19 protein-coding genes are annotated in these 19,239 nt (G+C 66.6%); 17 read left to right on the top strand and 2 right to left on the bottom strand.

Going from position 1 to position 19,239, the window contains the following annotated elements:
* The first annotated feature begins 79 nt into the window (after window positions 1-79).
* The 14 genes from rplQ (at window position 80) to Q1A87_RS08035 (ending at window position 13,201) form a co-directional block, all read left to right on the top strand.
* Window positions 80-499, top strand: a complete 420-nt coding sequence (gene rplQ / locus Q1A87_RS08100; RefSeq protein WP_299649476.1) for a 50S ribosomal protein L17 — start codon at window positions 80-82, stop codon at window positions 497-499.
* Between the two features lie 238 nt (window positions 500-737).
* Window positions 738-1,352, top strand: coding sequence for an autoinducer binding domain-containing protein (locus tag Q1A87_RS08095; protein ID WP_299649473.1), 615 nt, complete (start codon window positions 738-740; stop codon window positions 1,350-1,352).
* An 83-nt stretch (window positions 1,353-1,435) separates the two neighbouring features.
* Window positions 1,436-2,023, top strand: a complete 588-nt coding sequence (locus tag Q1A87_RS08090) for an acyl-homoserine-lactone synthase (protein ID WP_299649470.1) — start codon at window positions 1,436-1,438, stop codon at window positions 2,021-2,023.
* Window positions 2,024-2,077: 54 nt separating this feature from the next.
* Window positions 2,078-3,403: a replication-associated recombination protein A gene (locus Q1A87_RS08085; RefSeq protein WP_299649466.1), complete on the top strand. Its 1,326-nt coding sequence runs from the start codon at window positions 2,078-2,080 to the stop codon at window positions 3,401-3,403.
* 31 nt (window positions 3,404-3,434) lie between these two features.
* Window positions 3,435-3,800 (top strand): fluoride efflux transporter CrcB, encoded by a 366-nt coding sequence (gene crcB / locus Q1A87_RS08080; RefSeq protein ID WP_299649463.1) that lies wholly within the window; start codon window positions 3,435-3,437, stop codon window positions 3,798-3,800.
* On the top strand, window positions 3,797-4,840 hold the full coding sequence (locus Q1A87_RS08075) for an RluA family pseudouridine synthase (protein ID WP_299649460.1): 1,044 nt from the start codon (window positions 3,797-3,799) through the stop codon (window positions 4,838-4,840). The genes crcB and Q1A87_RS08075 overlap by 4 nt, the downstream gene beginning before the upstream one ends.
* Window positions 4,833-5,495 (top strand): HAD-IA family hydrolase, encoded by a 663-nt coding sequence (locus Q1A87_RS08070; RefSeq protein ID WP_299649457.1) that lies wholly within the window; start codon window positions 4,833-4,835, stop codon window positions 5,493-5,495. The genes Q1A87_RS08075 and Q1A87_RS08070 overlap by 8 nt, the downstream gene beginning before the upstream one ends.
* Window positions 5,492-6,202, top strand: a complete 711-nt coding sequence (locus Q1A87_RS08065) for an ATP12 family protein (protein ID WP_299649454.1) — start codon at window positions 5,492-5,494, stop codon at window positions 6,200-6,202. Before Q1A87_RS08070 ends, Q1A87_RS08065 begins: the two co-directional genes overlap by 4 nt.
* Window positions 6,203-6,420: 218 nt before the next feature.
* Window positions 6,421-7,440 (top strand): amino acid ABC transporter substrate-binding protein, encoded by a 1,020-nt coding sequence (locus tag Q1A87_RS08060; RefSeq protein WP_299649451.1) that lies wholly within the window; start codon window positions 6,421-6,423, stop codon window positions 7,438-7,440.
* A gap of 148 nt (window positions 7,441-7,588) precedes the next feature.
* The gene (locus Q1A87_RS08055) at window positions 7,589-8,875 is read left to right on the top strand and encodes an ABC transporter permease subunit (protein ID WP_299649448.1); all 1,287 of its coding nucleotides are present in this window, start codon (window positions 7,589-7,591) and stop codon (window positions 8,873-8,875) included.
* 1 nt (window position 8,876) lies between these two features.
* Window positions 8,877-10,175, top strand: a complete 1,299-nt coding sequence (locus Q1A87_RS08050) for an amino acid ABC transporter permease (protein ID WP_299649445.1) — start codon at window positions 8,877-8,879, stop codon at window positions 10,173-10,175.
* Between the two features lie 10 nt (window positions 10,176-10,185).
* Window positions 10,186-10,971, top strand: coding sequence for an amino acid ABC transporter ATP-binding protein (locus tag Q1A87_RS08045; RefSeq protein ID WP_299649441.1), 786 nt, complete (start codon window positions 10,186-10,188; stop codon window positions 10,969-10,971).
* Between the two features lie 227 nt (window positions 10,972-11,198).
* On the top strand, window positions 11,199-11,636 hold the full coding sequence (locus Q1A87_RS08040) for a universal stress protein (protein WP_299649438.1): 438 nt from the start codon (window positions 11,199-11,201) through the stop codon (window positions 11,634-11,636).
* Window positions 11,637-11,647: 11 nt separating this feature from the next.
* The gene (locus Q1A87_RS08035; protein WP_299649435.1) at window positions 11,648-13,201 is read left to right on the top strand and encodes an alanine/glycine:cation symporter family protein; all 1,554 of its coding nucleotides are present in this window, start codon (window positions 11,648-11,650) and stop codon (window positions 13,199-13,201) included.
* A gap of 51 nt (window positions 13,202-13,252) precedes the next feature.
* On the opposite strand, the gene Q1A87_RS08030 is transcribed toward Q1A87_RS08035, so the two are convergent.
* Both Q1A87_RS08030 and phaZ read right to left on the bottom strand, forming a co-directional pair.
* The gene (locus Q1A87_RS08030) at window positions 13,253-13,825 is read right to left on the bottom strand and encodes a DUF6151 family protein (protein ID WP_299649432.1); all 573 of its coding nucleotides are present in this window, start codon (window positions 13,823-13,825) and stop codon (window positions 13,253-13,255) included.
* A complete protein-coding gene (phaZ, locus tag Q1A87_RS08025) occupies window positions 13,825-15,144 on the bottom strand; it encodes a polyhydroxyalkanoate depolymerase (RefSeq protein ID WP_299649429.1) in 1,320 nt (439 codons plus the stop codon). The genes Q1A87_RS08030 and phaZ overlap by 1 nt, the downstream gene beginning before the upstream one ends.
* A gap of 149 nt (window positions 15,145-15,293) precedes the next feature.
* Here phaZ and phaC point away from each other — a divergent pair, with 149 nt between their 5' ends.
* The 3 genes from phaC to Q1A87_RS08010 all read left to right on the top strand — a co-directional run bounded on the left by phaC (window position 15,294) and on the right by Q1A87_RS08010 (window position 19,215).
* Window positions 15,294-17,102 (top strand): class I poly(R)-hydroxyalkanoic acid synthase, encoded by a 1,809-nt coding sequence (phaC, locus tag Q1A87_RS08020; RefSeq protein WP_299649829.1) that lies wholly within the window; start codon window positions 15,294-15,296, stop codon window positions 17,100-17,102.
* A gap of 88 nt (window positions 17,103-17,190) precedes the next feature.
* Complete coding sequence (locus tag Q1A87_RS08015; RefSeq protein ID WP_299649426.1) at window positions 17,191-18,576, top strand: peroxidase family protein; 1,386 nt, start codon at window positions 17,191-17,193, stop codon at window positions 18,574-18,576.
* A 189-nt stretch (window positions 18,577-18,765) separates the two neighbouring features.
* Window positions 18,766-19,215 carry a Phasin gene (locus Q1A87_RS08010; protein ID WP_299649423.1) on the top strand — a complete coding sequence of 150 codons (450 nt, stop codon included), beginning with the start codon at window positions 18,766-18,768 and terminating at the stop codon, window positions 19,213-19,215.
* Window positions 19,216-19,239: the final 24 nt, after the last annotated feature.

The following is a 19,239-nucleotide window of genomic DNA, read 5'->3' as shown; positions in this document are numbered from 1 at the left end:
CCGGGCATCCTGCCCCAAGAGGTGAGGTCGCGACACGCATCGCGATCCGGACAAAGCAAAATGGAATCGGAGTAAAAACATGCGTCATGCCCGCGGATACCGCCGCCTCAACCGCACGCACGAACATCGCAGCGCGATGTTTGCCAACATGGCCGGCTCGCTGATTGAGCACGAGCAGATCAAGACGACCTTGCCGAAGGCGAAGGAGCTTCGCCGTATCGTCGAGAAGATGGTCACACTCGCCGGCCGGGGTGACCTTCACGCGCGCCGCCTCCTGCGGTCGCGGCTGAAGGAGGACCGGCACTTGGCGAAACTCATGGACGTGCTCGGACCGCGCTACAAGGAGCGCCCGGGCGGTTACGTCCGCGTGCTCAAGGCGGGGTTCCGTTACGGGGACATGGCGCCGATGGCGATTGTCGAGTTCGTCGACCGCGACGTCGATGCGAAGGGTGCAGCGGATCGCGCGCGACTCGAAGCCGAAGATGTCGAGCTCGGCTAGGTCGGGACACAAGGAATCGATGCATGAGGGCTCGGCCAGCCAAGGCCGGGCCCTTCTGCTTTTTCGGCGACGGGACTGGATTTGCGCAACCGTTCGGATAACATCGGCCAATTAACAAAGAAAGAAAGCTAGAAATCGAAATACTTAAAGCCGAGGTTTAGGCGTTCATTAACCCTTACCGCGTCAACAATCGGCCGGTAATGTTGACGGAACTCCGCCAGCGAATGGAACGATGGAAATGTCCGATAAACTGCGCCAGATCAGCAAGGTCATGCAGCGGCTCACCGAGATCGCTCCGGCGGGTTGGCAGACGGGCATCCATATCCGGTTTGCCCAGCCGCTCTACCTCCGCAGCACCTACCCGCAGTCCTGGCAGGACCATTATGCCACCAACGCCTATTCGCTACGCGATCCGCTGGTCTTCTGGGGGATCAGCCGGACTGGCACTGTGCGGTGGAGCGAGATCACGCTGCCCGATCCGTTCGGCGTGATGGACAAGGCCCGGGAGTTCGGTCTGCATTACGGCGCAGTCATTTCCTGCGGAAAGATCACATCGCGGACGATCGTCGGCATCGCGCACGGCGAGAGAGAGTTCACCGATGAGGAGATCGCAGAGACGGCCTTGCTGACGGACGAACTCCACCTGGCCGCCGACCTGCCCCAGAAGCTGACCCCCGCCGCTGTCGAGGCGCTTGCCCTGTCCGCGGAGGGATTTACGGCCGAGGACGCCGCGGGTCGGCTCGGGATCACCGAAGACGTCTTCGAGGCGCGGCTCGCGAGCGCGTGCAGCACACTGGGCGTCAGAACAACAGCCGAGGCATTGAGGATGGCCCGAGAGTTTCAGCTGATCTAAGGGGTTTGGCCCGCCCATCGACCGTACATCACGAGAACACTGGACCGGCGACACCGCTCCGCCGGCAACGAAAGTCATTGTCCATGCAAGTCACCACGCTTTCCTTCGACAACCTTCATGCCCACGGACCGCTTTTCGCCGACCTGCTGCGCGCCCGGCACCGTACGTTCATCGAGCAGGCGAAATGGGACCTCCCCGCGGCCGACGGCATGGAGTTCGACCAGTACGACACGCCGGCGAGCCGTTGGGTCGCGGTCCACGAGGGCGGCCGCATTCTCGCCGGCGTCCGGCTGACGCCGACGACGCATCGCTGCGGGATCTACTCCTATATGATCCGCGACGCGCAGCTTGGGCTGCTCTCGACCATCCCGCCGAACCTTCTCTTTCAGGAGGCGCCGGTCGATCCGAAGATCTGGGAGTCGAGCCGGGTGTTCGTGTCCCATGACGTCCCGGCGAGTAAGCGGCTGCGCGTGCAGATGCAGCTCATCTCGGAGATGGTGCAGGCTGGCCGCGCCCTCGGCGCGACGTCGGTCCTCGGCTTGATCCCCGCGAATTCGCCGCGTCTGGCCCGTCGCGTCGGGCTCGACTGCATCCCGGCTGGGCCGGTGCTCGACATCGGCGGCTCGATGAGCGTGGCGGTCAACATCTCGATGGCGACGAAGGTTCACTGACCCACCTTGCCGGCCGGCTTTCCCAGCGGCGCGGCAAGGTCTACATGACGGGGGATGGCCGACCTGTTCGATACCGCCCCGGAGCCCACATCCGACGTGCCGAGTGCGCCAGTACCCCTTGCGGACCGGCTGCGCCCCGCCTCCCTCGAAGCCGTGATCGGGCAGGGGCACCTCCTGGCCGAGGACGGTGCCCTGACGGCGATGCTGGAGGGTACGCTGCCGAGCCTCATACTCTGGGGCCCCCCCGGTGTTGGCAAGACGACCATCGCGCGTCTGCTCGCGGAACGCTCGGGCCGACACTTCGTCCAGATCAGCGCGATCTTCACCGGTGTCGCCGACCTTCGCAAGGTGTTCGAGACGGCGCGCAACAAACGGGCGAACGGCAAGGGGACGCTCCTCTTCGTCGACGAAATCCACCGTTTCAACAAGGCGCAGCAGGACAGCTTCCTGCCACATATGGAGGACGGGACGATCACGCTGGTCGGCGCGACGACGGAGAACCCTTCCTTCGAACTGAACGCCGCGCTGATGTCGCGAGCGCAGGTCCTCGTCCTCGAACGCCTGACCCTCCGCGACATGGAACTCCTGACGCAACGCGCGGAGAAGGAGATCGGCGCGAAGCTGCCGCTCGACGGCGAGGCGCGCGAGGCGATGCAGGAAATGGCGGACGGCGACGGGCGGGCGCTCCTGAACCTCGTCGAGCAGGTTGCGGCCTGGGGCGCCAAGGGACCGGTCGATCGCGACACGCTGTCCCGCCGCCTCCAGCGTCGGGCGGCGCAATACGACAAGTCCGGCGACGCGCATTACAACCTGATCTCGGCGCTGCATAAATCGGTGCGCGGCAGCGACCCGGACGCGGCGGTATATTGGCTGGCGCGGATGCTCGCGGGCGGCGAGGACCCACGCTACCTCGCGCGGCGCGTGACCCGGATGGCGGTGGAGGATATCGGCCTCGCCGATCCGCAGGCGCAGGGCATCTGCCTCCAGGCCTGGGAGACCTACGAGCGGCTCGGATCGCCCGAAGGCGAACTCGCCATCGCCAATGCCGTCATCTACCTCGCGCTCGCGCCGAAATCGAACGCGGCCTACGCTGCCTACAAGGCCGCCGTCGCGGGCGCGGCCAAGACCGGATCGGAACCGCCACCCAAGCATATTCGCAACGCCCCGACGAAGCTGATGAAGGAGCAGGGTTACGGCGCGGGTTACGCCTATGACCACGACGAGGTCGATGCGTTCTCGGGACAGAACTACTTCCCGGACGGCATGAAGCGTCCGGTCTATTACGTCCCCGTCGATCGCGGCTTCGAACGCGAACTCGGTCGGCGGCTCGACTGGTTCGTGGAGCAGCGCGAGAAGCGGCGCGCTCGCGGCGACGGTTGACACCGGGCGGCGCAGGTTCGACAGGACGGCCATGACCTTCCCCCTGATCTCCGTCGCGCTCGGCGGCGCGCTCGGCGCGTCGCTGCGGTTCCTCGTCGGCGCTGCCCTGATGCGCGAAGGCTTCCCGATCGCAGTCCTGACGGTCAACGTGGTCGGCAGTTTCGTCATGGGGCTCGCGGCAATTATGCTCGGACGAGCGGGCCTGCCGGAATGGCAGCCCTTCGTCCTGACCGGCGTGCTCGGCGGGTTCACGACCTTCTCGGCCTTCTCGCTCGAGACGCTGACCCTGATCGAACGCGGCCAGGGCGGCGCGGCAATCCTCTACGTCCTCCTGTCGGTCGGGCTCAGCCTGCTTGCGCTTACCGCCGGGCTCGCCCTCGCGCGGGGTCTCTCGTGAGCGGTGTGCAGACCATCGCAGTCGGACCGGGCGAGGGGGACCAGCGCCTCGACCGCTGGCTCCGTCGCCGGTTTCCGAACGTGACGCAGGGGCAGGTCGAAAAGATGTGCCGCAAGGGCGATCTGCGGGTCGATGGCGGACGGGTGAAGGCCAACACCCGCGTGACCGAGGGCCAGATGGTCCGTGTGCCGCCCTTGCCGGAGGACCGCGCGCCCGCGGCCCCGCGTCGCGAGAAGGTGGCCGAAGCGGATGCGGAGATGATCCGGTCCTGCGTTCTCTACCGTGACGAGCACCTGATCGCGCTGAACAAGCTGCCGGGCCTCGCTTCGCAGGGCGGCTCCGGCCAGACGCGGCATGTCGACGGGCTGGGCGACGCGCTGCGCTTCGATGCCGAGGAGCAGCCGCGCCTCGTCCACCGGCTCGACAAGGACACGTCGGGCGTCATGATCATGGCCCGCAATCGCCTGACCGCCGCGCAGCTATCGGAAGCGTTCCGCGACCGCGACACGAGGAAGATCTACTGGGCCGCCGTGGCCGGCGTGCCGCAGCTGCGGATGGGAACGGTCCGCTACGGGCTCGTGAAGTCCGGCGGCGGCGGGGAGGGGGGCGAGAAGATGCGGGTCGTGCATCCCGACGAGGTGGATGACGTTCCGGGGGCCAAGCGGGCGGTCAGCGACTACGCCGTTCTGGAAAGCCTCGGCGCCCGCGCCGCATGGGTCGCGCTCGTCCCCGTGACCGGCCGGACGCACCAACTCCGCGTGCACATGGCCGAGATGGGCCACCCGATCGCGGGCGACGGCAAATACGGCGGTTCGGGGCAGGAGAATCTGGGCGATGGCTGGGGCGCGTCCTTCGGCGGCGAGATCAGTCGCAAGTTGCACCTTCACGCGCGGTCGCTGACCTTGACGCACCCGATCACCGGCGCCCGCCTGCACATCACCGCGCCGCTGCCCGAACACATGCAGCGCACGTGGGACATGCTGGGCTGGTCGGCCGCGGACGTGCCCGTCGACCCCTTCGCGGAGGACGACCTTGTCTGAAGGGCTGGCGATCTTCGACGTGGACGGCACGCTGGTCGACAGTCAGGCGGTGATCGTCGCCACGATGGCGCAGGCCTTCGCGGCGGTCGACCGGCCCGTTCCCGACCGGCGCGAGATCCTGTCGGGCGTCGGCCTGTCGCTGCCGATCCTCGTCGCCCGGCTGACGCCCGGCGTCGACGAAGCGACGCGGGCGGAGATTGTCGCGGGCTATCGCAGCGCCTACGGGCCGACGGCAGCCGAGTACGGCGAGACGATGCTTTATCCGGGCGTGGTCGAGGGACTCGAGCGTTTGCGCAGCGTCGGCGTCATCCTTGGCATCGCCACGGGCAAGTCGCGGCGCGGCCTCGACCGCCTGATCGCGGCGAAGGGCTGGGACGACCTCTTCGCGACGCTGCAATGCGCCGACGATCATCCGTCGAAGCCGCATCCCTCGATGATCGAGCGCGCGCTTCTGGAGACGGCGACCGAGCCGGGCCGGTCGATGATGATCGGCGATACGACATTCGATGCCGCGATGGCCGCCGCCGCGGGCGTCCCGATGGTGGGCGTGGACTGGGGATTTCACACGGCCGATGCGCTCGCGGCGGCTGGGGCCAGCCCGATCGTGTCCGACTTCGCGTCGCTCACGGCGCTGATCGAGGCGCGCCTGACGTGAGCGAATGGGCCCCCAAACGGTTCTGGACGGACGCGCGCGTGGAGTCCGTGCCGCAGGGCCATGCCGTTCGCCTCGACGGCCGGTCGGTCCGCACGCCGCTGAAGACGGAACTCGTCGTGCCGTCCCGCGCACTGGCCGAAGGGATCGCCGACGAATGGCGCACACAGGGCGAGCGGATCGATCCGCTGTCGATGCCGCTGACGCGGGCGGCCAACGCGACGCTCGACAAGGTCGTGCCGCAACGGGCCGAGGTCGCCGCGGGTCTGGCGGAATACGGCGGCTCGGACCTGCTGTGCTACCGGGCCGCGGGGCCGGACGCGCTCAAGGCGCGGCAGGCTTCGGCCTGGGACCCGCTGCTCGCCTGGGCCGCCTCCGCGCTCGGCGCCCGCCTCGTTCTGACCGAAGGCGTCATTCCCGTCGAACAGCCGGATAGCGCGCTCGATGCCCTGCGACGCCGGGTCGCGACGTTCTCCGTCTGGGAGCTGACGGCCCTGTCGGAGTTCGTGTCGCTGTCGGGGAGCCTCGTCATCGGTCTTGCGGCGATGGACGGGCAGGACGCGGAGGCGCTCTGGGCGGCCTCCCGGGTCGACGAGGACTGGCAGGCCGAGCAATGGGGCCTCGACGCCGAGGAGGCCGAACGCGTGGCGATCCGGCGGGCCGCATTCCTCCAGGCGGCGCGATACCTGGAGCGGCTGAACGGCGCCTGACGCGGCAATCCGGTCGATCCGACGCACAATTCGGACGCTTCCGCCGCGTCCGACCGGATCGGTCGAAGGTATCTCCCTTGACCTTCGGCCCCCCATCTGGCCTCTTTCCGCGCAGTGAGGGGATCAAGCATCCTCACGTCAAAACCGGTCGGCCCGTATGTTTTTCGGTCCCGACCCCGTTCGCGCGTGCGGGCGGATCAACAGGAAGAGGTATATCCATGAAGAATTCCGTCCTTCTCGGCACGCTGGCCTTCGCCGGCCTCGCCGCCGCCGGAGCGTCCGCCGCGACGCTCGACGACGTGAAGGCGCGCGGGTCGCTGAATTGCGGGGTCAACACCGGCGTGCCGGGCTTCGCCGCGCCGGACGCGAACGGCGAGTGGCAAGGCTTCGACGTCTCCGTCTGCCGGGCCGTCGCCGCCGCCGTGCTGGGCGATCCGGAGGCGGTCAACTTCATCTCGACCACCGGCAAGACCCGCTTCACCGCGCTCGCCTCGGGCGAGGTCGACCTGCTGGCACGCAACACGACCTGGACGTTCTCGCGTGACACGGACCTGAAGTTCGATTTCGTCGGGGTGAACTACTACGACGGACAGGGCTTCATCGTCCCCACCGCCCTCGGCGTGTCCTCCGCCACGGAGCTCGACGGCGCCACCATCTGCATCCAGACCGGCACGACGACCGAGCTGAACCTCGCGGACTATTTCCGCGTCAACGACATGTCCTACGAGCCGGTCCCGATCGAGACCGAGGCAGAGGCACGGACCCAGTTCCTCGCCGGCGCCTGCGACGTCTACACGACCGACCGTTCTGCCTTGGCCTCGGTCCGCGTGACCTACCCGTCGCCCGACGATTACGTGATCCTGCCCGAGGTCATCTCGAAGGAGCCGCTCGGCCCCCTCGTGCGCCACGGCGACAGCGAATGGGGCGACATCGTCCGCTGGACCTACTTCGCGCTCGTCGCGGCGGAGCAATACGGCGTCACCCAGGACAACGTCGAGGAGATGGCGGCGGAAGCCGGCGACAACCCCGAGGTGAACCGTCTTCTCGGCACCGAGGGTGAGCTCGGCGCGATGATCGGCCTCGAGAACAGCTGGGCCAAGGACGCGATCGCGGCCGTCGGCAATTACGGCGAGATCTTCTCCCGCAACATCGGCGAGGATAGCCCCGTCGGACTGGAGCGGGGTCTGAACGCGCTCTACACCGAAGGCGGCCTGCAATACGCGCCGCCGTTCCGGTAAGACGAGACGGGGAGGGGCGCGGGCATCACCCGCGCCCCTCTCGCATCAAGAATCCTCCACGGGCATGAACGGGTCGATCCACGGCCCGACGGACGAGAAGGCCGAAACGCGCCCCGTCCGATAAGCCGGCGGAACACGGGGAACACATATGACGACACTGAGTGATCCGCCGCGCGCGGACGGCTTCAGGCTGAGCCTCCTCGTCCGCGACAAGCGCTACAGGTCCTACACGTTTCAGGCCATCGCGCTGATCGCCCTGATCCTGTTCTTCGGGTGGCTCGCGAGCAACGCGATCCGCAATCCCGTGCTCCGACAGGCCGGCATCGATTTCGGCTTCCTCGCCGATCCGGCGGGCTACGACATCAACCAGCAGCCGATCCCCTACACCAGCCAGTCGTCGCATCTTCGGGCCGCCTTCATCGGCGCCATCAACACGCTGATCGTTGCGTTCCTCGCCTGCGCGACCGCGACCGTCCTCGGCGTCATCGCCGGCGTGTTGCGGTTGTCGAACAACTGGATCGTCCGGAAGCTGATGGCGATCTACGTGGAGATGTTCCGCAACATTCCGGTGCTGATCTGGATCCTGATCATCTTCACGATCTCCGCGAACGTGTTCCCCCAGCCGAGCGCCTTCCGCGGGGACAACCCCGAGGCCTCGCCGATCTTCGGGGTCGCGGCGATCACGAACCGCGGCTTCTACCTGCCGCGCCCCTACTTCACGAACGGCATCGGCGCCGTCGCCGACGAGGTCCCGGCCGACGCGGCCGCCCCGGTCGCGCAGGAGGTCGCGAGCAACGCGAACTGGCTGATCGTGCTGGCCGTTCTCGTTACGTCGTTCTTCGCGGTGCGGGCCGTCAACGCCTGGGCGACGAAGCGGCAGAATGCGACGGGCGTCCGGCCTACCACCCTCTGGGTCAATCTCGGGCTCTGGTTCGTGCCGATCGTGGTCACGCTCGTGATCCTCGGGCTCCGGTGGGAAGTGCCGGAACTGCGCGGCTTCAATTTCCAGGGCGGCATCCTCGCCCGGAACTCGCTCATCGCGCTCTGGTTCGCCCTTTCCGTCTATACCGGCGCCTTCATCGCCGAGAACGTGCGCGCCGGCATCCTCGCCATCAGCCGGGGCCAGACGGAGGCGGCCGCCGCGCTCGGCCTTCGACCGGGACGCGTCATGTCCCTCGTCGTCCTGCCGCAGGCGCTCCGGATCATCATCCCGCCGCTCATCTCGCAATACCTGAACATCACCAAGAACACCTCGCTGGCGATTGCCGTGGGCTACATGGACCTCACCGGCACGCTGGGGGGGATCACCCTGAACCAGACCGGGCGGGCGCTGGAATGCATCCTGCTGCTGATGGCCTTCTATCTTGTCTTCAGCCTCGTCATCTCCGCCGTCATGAACGCCTACAACGCGTCCGTCGCCCTGAAGGAGCGCTGAGATGAGCGACACCCACGCCGAATCCGTCGCCTTCGTCCGCGAGAGCGTGATCCCGCCCGCGCCGCCGCCCGCCCGCGAGACCGGCGCCGTTCGATGGCTCCGTGAGAACCTGTTTGCGACCTGGTTCAACGCCATCCTCACGCTAGTCGCGCTCTACGTGCTCTGGGTCCTGCTGTCGGGCCTCGTCCCCTGGGTCGTCAATGGAACGTGGCAGGGCAGTTCCCTCGCGGAATGCCGTGAGATCCTGCAGGGCAATGGCGGCGGTTGTTTCTCCGTCCTGCGGGAACGCTGGCCGCAACTCCTTTTCGGGTTCCAGTACCCGGATTACCTACGGTGGCGTCCCGTCCTCGCGTTCTTCCTGCTCTTCGTGGCGGTGCCGCCCGCGCTCTTCATCATGTTCCTGCCGCGCTGGACGCTGATCGTGACCGCGATCTATCCGTTCCTGGCCTACTGGCTCATCTGGGGCGGCACGATCCTCACGCCGCTCTTCGCCGCTCTGGGCTTCCTCGCCGGCTATCTCGCGTTCTCGATCGTCGAACGGCGCGGCTTCGTCCTGGGCCTCGCCGCGGGATTGCTGGCCGCGGTCGCGGTCTGGTGGTTCGGAGGGCTCCTCGCCGGCGAGTTCCCCCGCTTCGCCCGCCTCGAGGCCGTGGTAAGCCGGGCGATGGGAGGCTTCATGCTCAACCTCATCCTCGGGATCGTCTGCGTGTCCCTGTCGCTTCCCTTCGGGATCCTGCTCGCGCTCGGGCGGCAGTCGCGGCTGCCGGTGGTGAAAGGCTTCTGCGTCGTCTTCATCGAGTTCGTCCGGGGCGTGCCGCTCATCACGCTGCTTTTCGTGGCGAACGTTGTTCTGGCCTTCTTCCTGCCGCCGGACGCGAATTTCGACCTCATCCTGCGCGTCATCATCATGATCACGCTCTTCGCCTCGGCCTATATCGCGGAGGTGATCCGGGGCGGGCTCGCCGCCTTGCCGAAGGGTCAGTACGAGGCCGCCGACAGCCTCGGCCTCGATTACGCGCAGGCGATGCGGCTCATCATCCTGCCGCAGGCGCTGAAGATCTCGATCCCGGGCATCGTCAACGTCGCGGTCGGGCTCTTCAAGGACACGACGCTCGTCTCGGTGATCTCGATGTTCGACCTCGTCGGCATGATCCGCGGTCCGATCCTCGCCTCGACCGCCTGGGCCGGCATCTACTGGGAGCTTTGGGCCGCGGCCTGCATCATGTTCTTCACCGTCTGCTACGGCATCTCGCAATACTCGCAGTGGCTCGAACGCCAGCTGCATACCGACCATCGTTGAGGGTAGTCACATGGCCATGACCGACACGGATACGGCAACGCCGCAGATGGAGATCTCCGACGAGGTCGCCATCGAGATCCGCAACATGAACAAGTGGTACGGTGCGTTCCACGTGCTGCGCGACATCGACCTGACCGTGCAGCGCGGCGAACGGATCGTGATCTGCGGCCCGTCGGGCTCGGGCAAGTCGACGCTGATCCGCTGCATCAACGCGCTGGAGGAGCACCAGCAGGGCTCGATCGTCGTGGACGGCACGCCGCTGTCGTCGGACCTCAAGAACATCGACAAGATCCGGTCCGAGGTCGGGATGTGCTTCCAGCACTTCAACCTGTTCCCGCACCTGACCATCCTCGAGAACTGCACGCTCGCGCCGATCTGGGTCCGAAAGATCCCGAAGCGCGAGGCCGAGAAGACGGCGATGTACTTCCTCGAGAAGGTCAAGATCCCCGATCAGGCCAACAAGTATCCCGGTCAGCTCTCCGGCGGTCAGCAGCAGCGGGTGGCCATCGCCCGCAGCCTGTGCATGCGGCCGCGGATCATGCTTTTCGACGAACCGACCTCCGCGCTCGATCCCGAGATGATCAAGGAGGTGCTGGACACGATGATCCAGCTCGCCGAGGAAGGCATGACGATGATCTGCGTCACCCACGAGATGGGCTTCGCCCGGCAGGTCGCGAACCGGGTGATCTTCATGGATGCCGGCCAGATCGTGGAGCAGAACGAGCCCGAGGCGTTCTTCAGGAACCCGCAGAACGAACGCACCAAGCTGTTCCTGAGCCAGATCCTCGGCCACTGATCGGCCGCGTCTTCGTTCGACTTGGGCGCGCGGGGAGGGCATCGTGCGCGCCCCAAGTGCAAAATTGCCGCGTTTGCCGTCGGAAATCGTGGTGACCGATCCGTGACAGGCGCTTTCCGTTAACCATTCTCCTAGGCTTCCGCGGGGGCAGCGCGATGGGCTGGCCCGGACGATTGCCGGCGCCGTCGCGGAGACCGCGTGTCCGGCCGCATTCGAGGAGACGGAAAATGACAGTCAAACTTGTCGTGGGCCTCGATGGCCAGGCGTCGGGCGAGAGGGCGTTGGCCCATGCCCAGCATCTCGCCGAACTGATCGGGGATTGCGAGCTCATCGTGACCTACGTGATCGAATGGTCGCCCTATTCCTTCCAGACGGCCGAGGAGAACGCGCAGCGTCACCGCCGGCGTGAGGAGGAGATCGCGACCGCGACGGAGCGTCTGGTCGATCCGGCCGTCGCGAAGCTCCGGGCGGCGGGACTGACCGCACGCGGCCTGGTCCGTCACGGGGATGTCGCCGACACGTTGAACCGCATCGCCGGCGAGGAGGGCGTCGAACAGATCATCGTCGCCCGCATGTCCGAGGGCGGCTTCGTCCAGCGGGTCTTCGGTTCCTCCACCTCCAACCTCGTCATGAGCGCCGTCGTGCCCGTGACCGTCGTCGCCTGAAGGAGGCCAGCATGAGACTTGTTTCGACATTCCTTGCCGCAAGCGCCGCGGCCCTCCTCGGAAGCGCGGCCTTCGCGCAGGAGGAGGCGCTGAGCCTCGATGACCGCGTCAACGCCGTCTTCTCCGACGTGACGGGCCCTTACGTGAGCTTCATCTTCATGCCGTTCCCGGGGACGGACTTCCCGTGGATCGTCATGTGGCTCGTCGTCGCGGCGACGATCTTCACGATCTATTTCGGCTTCGTGCAGTTCCGCTTTTTCGGCCACGCCATCGCGCTGGTGAAGGGTGACTATTCCGACCCGAACGACGCGGGCGAAGTCAGCCACTTCCAGGCTCTGGCGACGGCACTCTCGGGCACGGTGGGCCTGGGCAACATCGCGGGAGTCGCGGTCGCGATCGGTATCGGCGGGCCCGGCGCGACGTTCTGGATGATCGTCGCCGGGCTGCTCGGCATGGCCTCGAAGTTCACCGAATGCACGCTCGGCGTGAAGTACCGCAACGAATATCCCGACGGCACGGTCTCCGGGGGGCCGATGTACTACATGCAGAAAGGGTTCGACGAGCTCGGCCTGCCCGGCGGGCGCATCCTCGCGATCCTCTTCGCGGTGTTCTGCATCCTCGGCGCGCTCGGCGGGGGCAACATGTTCCAGGCCAACCAGGCGCATGCGCAGATATCCGGCATCGTCGGCGATTACCCGGGCGTCATCACCGGCCTCGTCTTCGCGGGCGTGGTCTTCGCGGTCATCGTCGGCGGCATCAAGTCGATCGCCCACGTGACGGAGAAGATCGTGCCATTCATGGGGCTTCTCTATGTCGGCGCTGCGCTGATCGTGCTGATCGCGAATTACGACATGATCGGCGCGGCCTTCGGACAGATCTTCGCGGGCGCCTTCACCGGGCTCGGGGTTGCCGGCGGGCTCGTCGGCGCACTGATCCAAGGGTTCCGGCGCGCGGCCTTCTCCAACGAGGCAGGCGTCGGTTCGGCGGCGATCGCGCATAGCGCGGTGCGCACGAACGAGCCGATCACCGAAGGGTTCGTCTCGCTCCTGGAGCCGCTGATCGACACGGTGGTGATCTGCACGATGACGGCGCTCGTCATCACGATCTCGGGCCAGCTCATCACCGACCCCGAGACCGGGCGCTTCGTCCTCGACGAGGCCGGCGCGGCGATCCGCACCATCGGCGACACGTCGGGCGTGGCCCTCACCTCGGCCGCCTTCGCGACGGCGATCTGGTGGTTCCCCTACGTCCTCGCGCTGGCGGTGGTGCTCTTCGCCTTTTCCACGATGATCTCGTGGTCCTATTACGGGCTGAAAGCGTGGACCTACCTGTTCGGCGAGGGTCGGACGTCGGAGCTGACCTTCAAGGTGATCTTCTGCATCTTCACCGTGATCGGTGCGGCGGCGAGCCTCGGGCCGGTCATCGACTTCTCGGACGCGATGATCTTCTCGATGGCGGTCGTGAACATCTTCGCGCTCTACTTCCTGATGAAGCTCGTGAAACGGGAGCTCGACTCCTATTCGGATCGCCTGCGCGGCGGGCAGATTCGACGCTTCAAGGCCTGAGGGGCGGCGAGGGAGAGACGGGAAGGGCGCCGCGCGGCGCCCTTTTCGCGTTCAGCGCCGCAACGCGGACAACGCCTCGCTGCGCTCGGCCCGGGCGAGGATCTTCGGATCCCGGACCGGCTCCCCGGCGGCATCGAAGAACGGCGTTTCTCTCCATTCGCCGGTGACATTCCGACCGACTACGCGCGAGACGAGCCGCGTCGCGACGAACAGGATGTTCTTGTGCCGGACCTTGCCGTCGGGCGTCCGGATGAAGCCTTCGCCCCGAACCGGGCCGATCGCCACCGGGTCGTCCAGCCGATCGGCGTTCATTCCGACATGAACGAGGCGCGGGCGCAGCGGCGTCACGAAGAGCGGCAAGTCGCAGCAGGCCGCGTACCACCGGAGCGCACCACGAGGCGTATGCCGGAACGCCCGCAGCTTGTCGCGGCCCTCGGTCACGCGGATGCGATCCTGACTCGTCTGGATGAGATCCACGACGCCGGGATCCTCGTGGCCGAGATACGTGTAGGCCGACCGGCAATCGTGGCAATGGCACAGGACGTGGCTGCAGGCGGCGGGCGTGACGTCGGCCACCGTCCCGCGAAGCTTGCCGCAGGCGCAGCCGTAGCCAAGATCCGGCATCAGACCGCGACGCGGCCGCTATCGCCTTCGGGCGCCTTGGTCTCGACGCTGCGCAATCTGGAATTGCCCCGCCGCGCGGGTGTCGGCCCGGACGCGTTCGCGTCGATGAAGTCGAGAACGAGCGGCCGGATGTTCCTGCGCCAGGACCCGCCGGCGAAGATGCCGTAATGGCCCGCCTCCGGCTCCAGGTGACTGGCCTTCTTCCCGTCCGGAAGCCCGGTCAGCAGGTCCAGCGCGGCGACGCACTGGCCGGGGGCCGAGATGTCGTCCTTGCCGCCCTCCACCGTCTTCACGGCGACATCGGTGATCCTGCCGATATCGACCCGGTGGCCGTCCACGACGAAGCGGTTCTGCGCGATCTCGAGACCCTTGAAGATGCGCTCGACGGTCGAGAGATAGAACTCCGCCGTCATGTCCATCACGGCGAGATACTCGTCGTAGAACCGGTTGTGGCGGTCGTGGTCTGCGGCCGTGCCGTTGGCGACGGCGAGGATCTGGTCGCGCATGGCGCGGGAATGCGTCTCGAGATTCATCGAGATGAAGGAACTCAGCTGGAGCAGCCCCGGATAGACCTTCCGGCCGACGCCCGCATGCTGGAACCCGACCTGCTGGATCATCGAGTGCTCGAGTTGCCCCATCGTGACGCGGCGCCCGAAATCGGTCACGTCTGTCGCGGCCGCGTCCGGGTCGATCGGACCGCCGATCAGGGTAAGCGTGCGTGGTTGCGCCTCCGGCTCCTGCTCGGCCAGAAGCGCTGTCGCGGCGAGGGTGAGCGGCGCGGGCTGGCACACGGCGATGACGTTCAGGTCGGAGCCGAGATGGCGCATGAACTCCACGAGGTAGAGCGTGTAATCCTCGATATCGAACTTGCCCGCGGAGACGGGGATGTCGCGGGCATTGTGCCAGTCGGTCACCCAGACATCCGCGTCGGGCAGAAGGGAGGTGACGGTGGAGCGCAGCAGGGTCGCGTAATGCCCCGACATCGGCGCGACCAGCAGGATGCGGCGCGCCATCTTCGGGCGGCCGGAGACCGCGAAGCGCAGCAGGTCTCCAAACGGCCGACTGACTTCCACCTTCGGCTCGACGATCATGTCGTGCCCTTCCGGCGAGGAGAGGTGCGGGATGTTCCAGTCCGGCTTGGCGATCATCCGGGCGAAGCTGCGCTCCGTCACCTGACCCCAGGCGGCCAGCATCTTGAAGGCCGGGTTCGGAACGAGCGCCGTCGCCGGGAAGCTGCCCATCGTGCGCGCCGTCGCGCCGAGCCACGCATTCGCATTGCGCGTGGCTTCCATCATGTCGTAGGCGGCCATGAATTGCATGAGGCGACTCCTCGTCTTGCTTGGGCGCGGGCCCGGCAGGCCCTGTCTTATTCGGCCGCATCGGGTATGCTTGCGTCCAGGGAGACCTTAGCAGTTGCAGCATGACGGGGGGAAATCAAGCGATGAGCGGGTCGGACGACGGAAACGAAATGTCGCGGGACGGCAACCCTCCGGACCCGGCGGGCCCCGCCGCGCTGGAGCGGTTGAACGAGAATCTGCTCCGGATCGACGCCTTGACCAAGCGTCTTGTGACGGCGCTCGCATCGCGCCGGAAATCCGATCCGGGGCTGCAGGGGCCGGGCGCGGAACTCTATGCCAAGGCGATGGCGGCCTACTGGACGGAGATGGCGAACAACCCCGGCAAGCTGATCGAGCGGCAGGTCGGCTATTGGGGCCAGGCGTTGCGCCACGCGATCGAGGCGCAGACCGCCCTGGTCAGCGGCAAGCCGATCCCGGCGCCCGACAACCAGCCGAAGGACCGGCGCTTCGCCAACCCGCTCTGGCAGGAGCACCCGTATTACAACTTCCTCAAGCAGCAATACCAGATCAGCGCGGCCGCGATACGCGACACGGTACACGAACTCGGCGGGCTCGACGCGGCCGACAAGCGGCGGGTGGAGTTCTTCAGCCAGCAGATCGTCGACCTGTTCGCGCCGACGAACTTCCTCGCGACCAATCCCGAGGCGATGCAGCGGGCGGTCGAAACCGAGGGCGAGAGCCTCGTGAAGGGGCTCGAAAACCTCGTCCGTGACATCGAGGCCAATCATGGCGACTGGCTTGTGACACTGTCGGACCCGGATGCGTTCAAGGTCGGCGGCAACATCGCCACGACCGAGGGCTCCGTCGTCTACCGAAACCGCCTCTTCGAGCTGATCCAGTATGCACCGACCACGGACAAGGTCCGTGCGACGCCGATCGTCCTGTTTCCGCCCTGGATCAACAAGTTCTACATCCTCGACCTGAAGCCGCAGAATTCCCTCATCAAGTGGATCGTGGATCGCGGCTACACGCTCTTCGTGGCGAGCTGGGTCAATCCCGAGCGCGAGCATGCCGACGTCACGCTGTCGGACTATATCGAGAGCGGTTTCCTCGAGGCGGTGGAGACCGTCAAGGCGATCACCGGGCAGTCGCAGGTCAACGCGATCGGCTACTGCATCGCGGGTACGACATTGTCGGCGACGCTCGCGCTGATGGCGCGGCGTAAGGACAGGTCGATCAAGTCGGCCACCTTCTTCACGACGCTGGCGGATTTCGAGGATCCGGGCGAGATGGGCGTGTTCCTCGACGACGATTTCGTCGCAGGGATCGAGCGGGAGAGTGCTGCGAAGGGCTACCTCGACAAATTCTTCATGGGCCGGACCTTCAGCTATATGCGGTCCAACGACCTCGTCTACGGACCCGCGATCAAGTCCTACATGCTGGGCGAGGCGCCGCCGGCCTTCGACCTGCTGCACTGGAACGGCGACGGGACGAACCTGCCCGGCCCGATGGTGACCGAGTATTTGCGCCGGCTCTGCATCGGCAACGAGCTGGCCACGACCGGCTTCGACCTACTGGAGCAGAAGGGCCTGACGCTCGGCGATATCGACGTGCCGCTCTGCGCGATCGCCGCCGAAACTGACCATATCGCGCATTGGCGCGGGGCGTGGCGGACGGTGGACAGGATGGGCGCGAAGGACAAGACCTTCATCCTGTCCCAGTCCGGCCATATCGCCGGGATCGTGAACCCGCCGTCGAAGAAGAAGTACGGGCATTACGCGAACGACGCGTTCGCTGCCGAAAGTCCCGAAGCGTGGCACGCGTCGGCGACCTTCCACGAGGGGTCGTGGTGGCCGCGATGGGAGGAATGGCTGCGACCGCGATCCGGTCGGGAGGTCGCGGCCCGCGCGCCGGGCGGAAACGGCTATGACCCGATCGAGCCCGCGCCGGGCAGCTACGTACTGCCGAAGGCGAGCTAGGTCGGGTTTCCCTCACTGTCGGCCGTTCCGTTCGGGCTGGTACGTTGACCACGCGTCAGTAACCAGTTCGACATCGGAGTAGATCGACATGACCAGGGAAATGGGAGCGTCCCGCCACGGGATGATGAAGGGTGTCACCGCCGCGATCGCGATGGCCTGCGAGGGAGAGGCGAAGGGCACGCAGAGCCTCGATCACAGGCCCGCGGCGGAGATCGGCAGCGCGCAGGGACCGCGCGTCCAGGCGCAGCGCAATTTCGGTCGGCTCCTCGATCGGCAGGAAGAACAGCCCTCGGTCGAGGAGATCCGGGCGCTCGCCAACCGGATGGCGGAAACGCCGGAGACGGCGACCGACGGGCCAGCGGATGCGGGGATGGCCTTTCTCGGACAGTTCATCGACCATGACCTCACACTCGATGCGACGACGCGCCTCGGCGTGGCGGCCGGGCGGGTAGAGGACGTCGAGAACTTCCGCACGCCGCGCTTCGACCTCGACTCGGTGTTTGGCGCCGGACCGGAGGTCGATCCGTGGCTCTACGGACAGGACGGGGAGGCGCGGGGGCTGGCCTTCGGGCGCGGCTGGGCGGCCGGGTCGCTCGGCAACCCGCTCGACTTGCAGCGCAACTGCAACGACCGTGCCCTGATCGGCGACCCGCGGAACGACGAGAACCTGTTCGTGAGCCAACTCCACGGCCGACTCTTTGTGGCCCGCTACAACGAGCTTCTGGCCGAGGAGACCGGGAGCGACGAGGAACGGTTCGAGGCCGCGCGGACCCGGCTGCGGCACGAATACCAGAACCGGGTCCTCACCGAGTTCCTGCCGGCCGTCGTAGCGCCGAGTGTCCTCGACCCGATGGTGTCGGGCGCTCGCGCGGGGCACCTGCCCGGGCCGGTCCATTGGGGTTGCGCGCCGGACATGCCGGTCGAGTTCTCGGCGGCGGCGTTCCGGTTCGGCCATTCGATGATCCGGCAGAGCTACGACCTGAACGACGCGCATGGCACGGTCGACGTCTTCTCGCCGATCAACCGCGGCTTCTCGCCGGTCAAGCGCGAGCACAACCTCGATTTCGCCCGCTACTTCGGACCGGCGGCGCAGAAGTCCCGGTCCATCGATACCAGGATCGTCCGCGCCCTCATCGAGTTGCCGCCCAACGTCGTGTCAGACCATCCCAATCTCGCGGAGCGCAACATGCTGCGCGGGCAGCACACGTTCTGCCTGCCGACGGGCGAGGCGGCGGCCACCGCGCTCGGCCTCGACGTGCTCGACCCGTCACCGGATGTAGAGGCGTTGAAGATGACCGGGCGGACGCCGCTCTGGTACTACCTGCTGTGGGAAGCCGAGCAGTTCGGCGGCAAGCTCGGACCCCTCGGCGGTACGCTCGTGGCCGGGACGATCCTGAACCTGATGCTTCGCGATCCAGGCTCTATCCTCAACCTCCCCGCGGAGGCGTCGCAGGCCGTCGCGCGCGTCGCCTGACGGAGGGAGCGGCCTTGCAATTCTGCAAGGCCGCCCTGTTGCCTCATTCGGTCCTTACGTCATGCTGCAATGCAGAATAATGGTTGAAATGCCGCACTGCAGCATGTATGTCCCTGTCAGCCGCCGAGGAACCGGCCCGATGGTCGGGTCCACCCGGTCGGCCCGACATGCGAGATGGAGACCGATATGATGAACCGGAACCAAGATTTCACGAAGTACATGACCGACATGATGGGTCAGTTCCCCGTCGATACTTCTGCGTTGACCGAAGCCTTCAAGACGCAGGCCGCCTTCGGCGAGAAGATTTCGAAGATCGCGCTGGCCGCCGCCGAGCAATCCGCCGAGATCAGCCACAAGTGGACCCGCGAGACGCTCTCGAAGATGGGCCCGATGGCCGAGATCAAGGAAGAGCCTTCGGACTACGCCAAGGCGATGACCGACTTCGCTTCCGCCTCTGCCGAAGTCGCTGCCGAGAACATAGCCGCCTTCGCCGAAGTCGCCAAGAAGGTCCAGATGGACACGGTCGAGCTGATGATGTCCGCCGGCAAGGAAGCGCAGGAAGACGCGACCGCCGCCGTGAAGAAGGCCACCTCCGAGGCCACCACGGCTGCGAAGAAGGTCCCTGCGACCGCGAAGTAAGGCCACGTCGTCTCCGGATCAGGG

The sequence above is a fragment of the uncultured Jannaschia sp. genome, assembly GCF_947494055.1.
GTDB lineage: Bacteria > Pseudomonadota > Alphaproteobacteria > Rhodobacterales > Rhodobacteraceae > Jannaschia.
Note: the sequence above shows the minus strand (reverse complement) of the source record. Positions and strands in the feature narration are given on the sequence as shown.

Bases quoted from the DNA above. Each gene is read 5' to 3' on its own strand.
- Q1A87_RS08015 (WP_299649426.1), top strand. From the start codon at position 17,191: ATGACCAGGGAAATGGGAGCGTCCCGCCACGGGATGATGAAGGGTGTC.
- Q1A87_RS08040 (WP_299649438.1), top strand. From the start codon at position 11,199: ATGACAGTCAAACTTGTCGTGGGCCTCGATGGCCAGGCGTCGGGCGAG.
- phaC (WP_299649829.1), top strand. From the start codon at position 15,294: ATGTCGCGGGACGGCAACCCTCCGGACCCGGCGGGCCCCGCCGCGCTG.
- Q1A87_RS08090 (WP_299649470.1), top strand. From the start codon at position 1,436: ATGCAAGTCACCACGCTTTCCTTCGACAACCTTCATGCCCACGGACCG.
- phaZ (WP_299649429.1), bottom strand. From the start codon at position 15,144: ATGCAATTCATGGCCGCCTACGACATGATGGAAGCCACGCGCAATGCG.
- crcB (WP_299649463.1), top strand. From the start codon at position 3,435: ATGACCTTCCCCCTGATCTCCGTCGCGCTCGGCGGCGCGCTCGGCGCG.
- Q1A87_RS08030 (WP_299649432.1), bottom strand. From the start codon at position 13,825: ATGCCGGATCTTGGCTACGGCTGCGCCTGCGGCAAGCTTCGCGGGACG.
- Q1A87_RS08035 (WP_299649435.1), top strand. From the start codon at position 11,648: ATGAGACTTGTTTCGACATTCCTTGCCGCAAGCGCCGCGGCCCTCCTC.
- rplQ (WP_299649476.1), top strand. From the start codon at position 80: ATGCGTCATGCCCGCGGATACCGCCGCCTCAACCGCACGCACGAACAT.
- Q1A87_RS08085 (WP_299649466.1), top strand. From the start codon at position 2,078: ATGGCCGACCTGTTCGATACCGCCCCGGAGCCCACATCCGACGTGCCG.
- Q1A87_RS08050 (WP_299649445.1), top strand. From the start codon at position 8,877: ATGAGCGACACCCACGCCGAATCCGTCGCCTTCGTCCGCGAGAGCGTG.
- Q1A87_RS08010 (WP_299649423.1), top strand. From the start codon at position 18,766: ATGAACCGGAACCAAGATTTCACGAAGTACATGACCGACATGATGGGT.
- Q1A87_RS08060 (WP_299649451.1), top strand. From the start codon at position 6,421: ATGAAGAATTCCGTCCTTCTCGGCACGCTGGCCTTCGCCGGCCTCGCC.
- Q1A87_RS08055 (WP_299649448.1), top strand. From the start codon at position 7,589: ATGACGACACTGAGTGATCCGCCGCGCGCGGACGGCTTCAGGCTGAGC.
- Q1A87_RS08095 (WP_299649473.1), top strand. From the start codon at position 738: ATGTCCGATAAACTGCGCCAGATCAGCAAGGTCATGCAGCGGCTCACC.
- Q1A87_RS08045 (WP_299649441.1), top strand. From the start codon at position 10,186: ATGGCCATGACCGACACGGATACGGCAACGCCGCAGATGGAGATCTCC.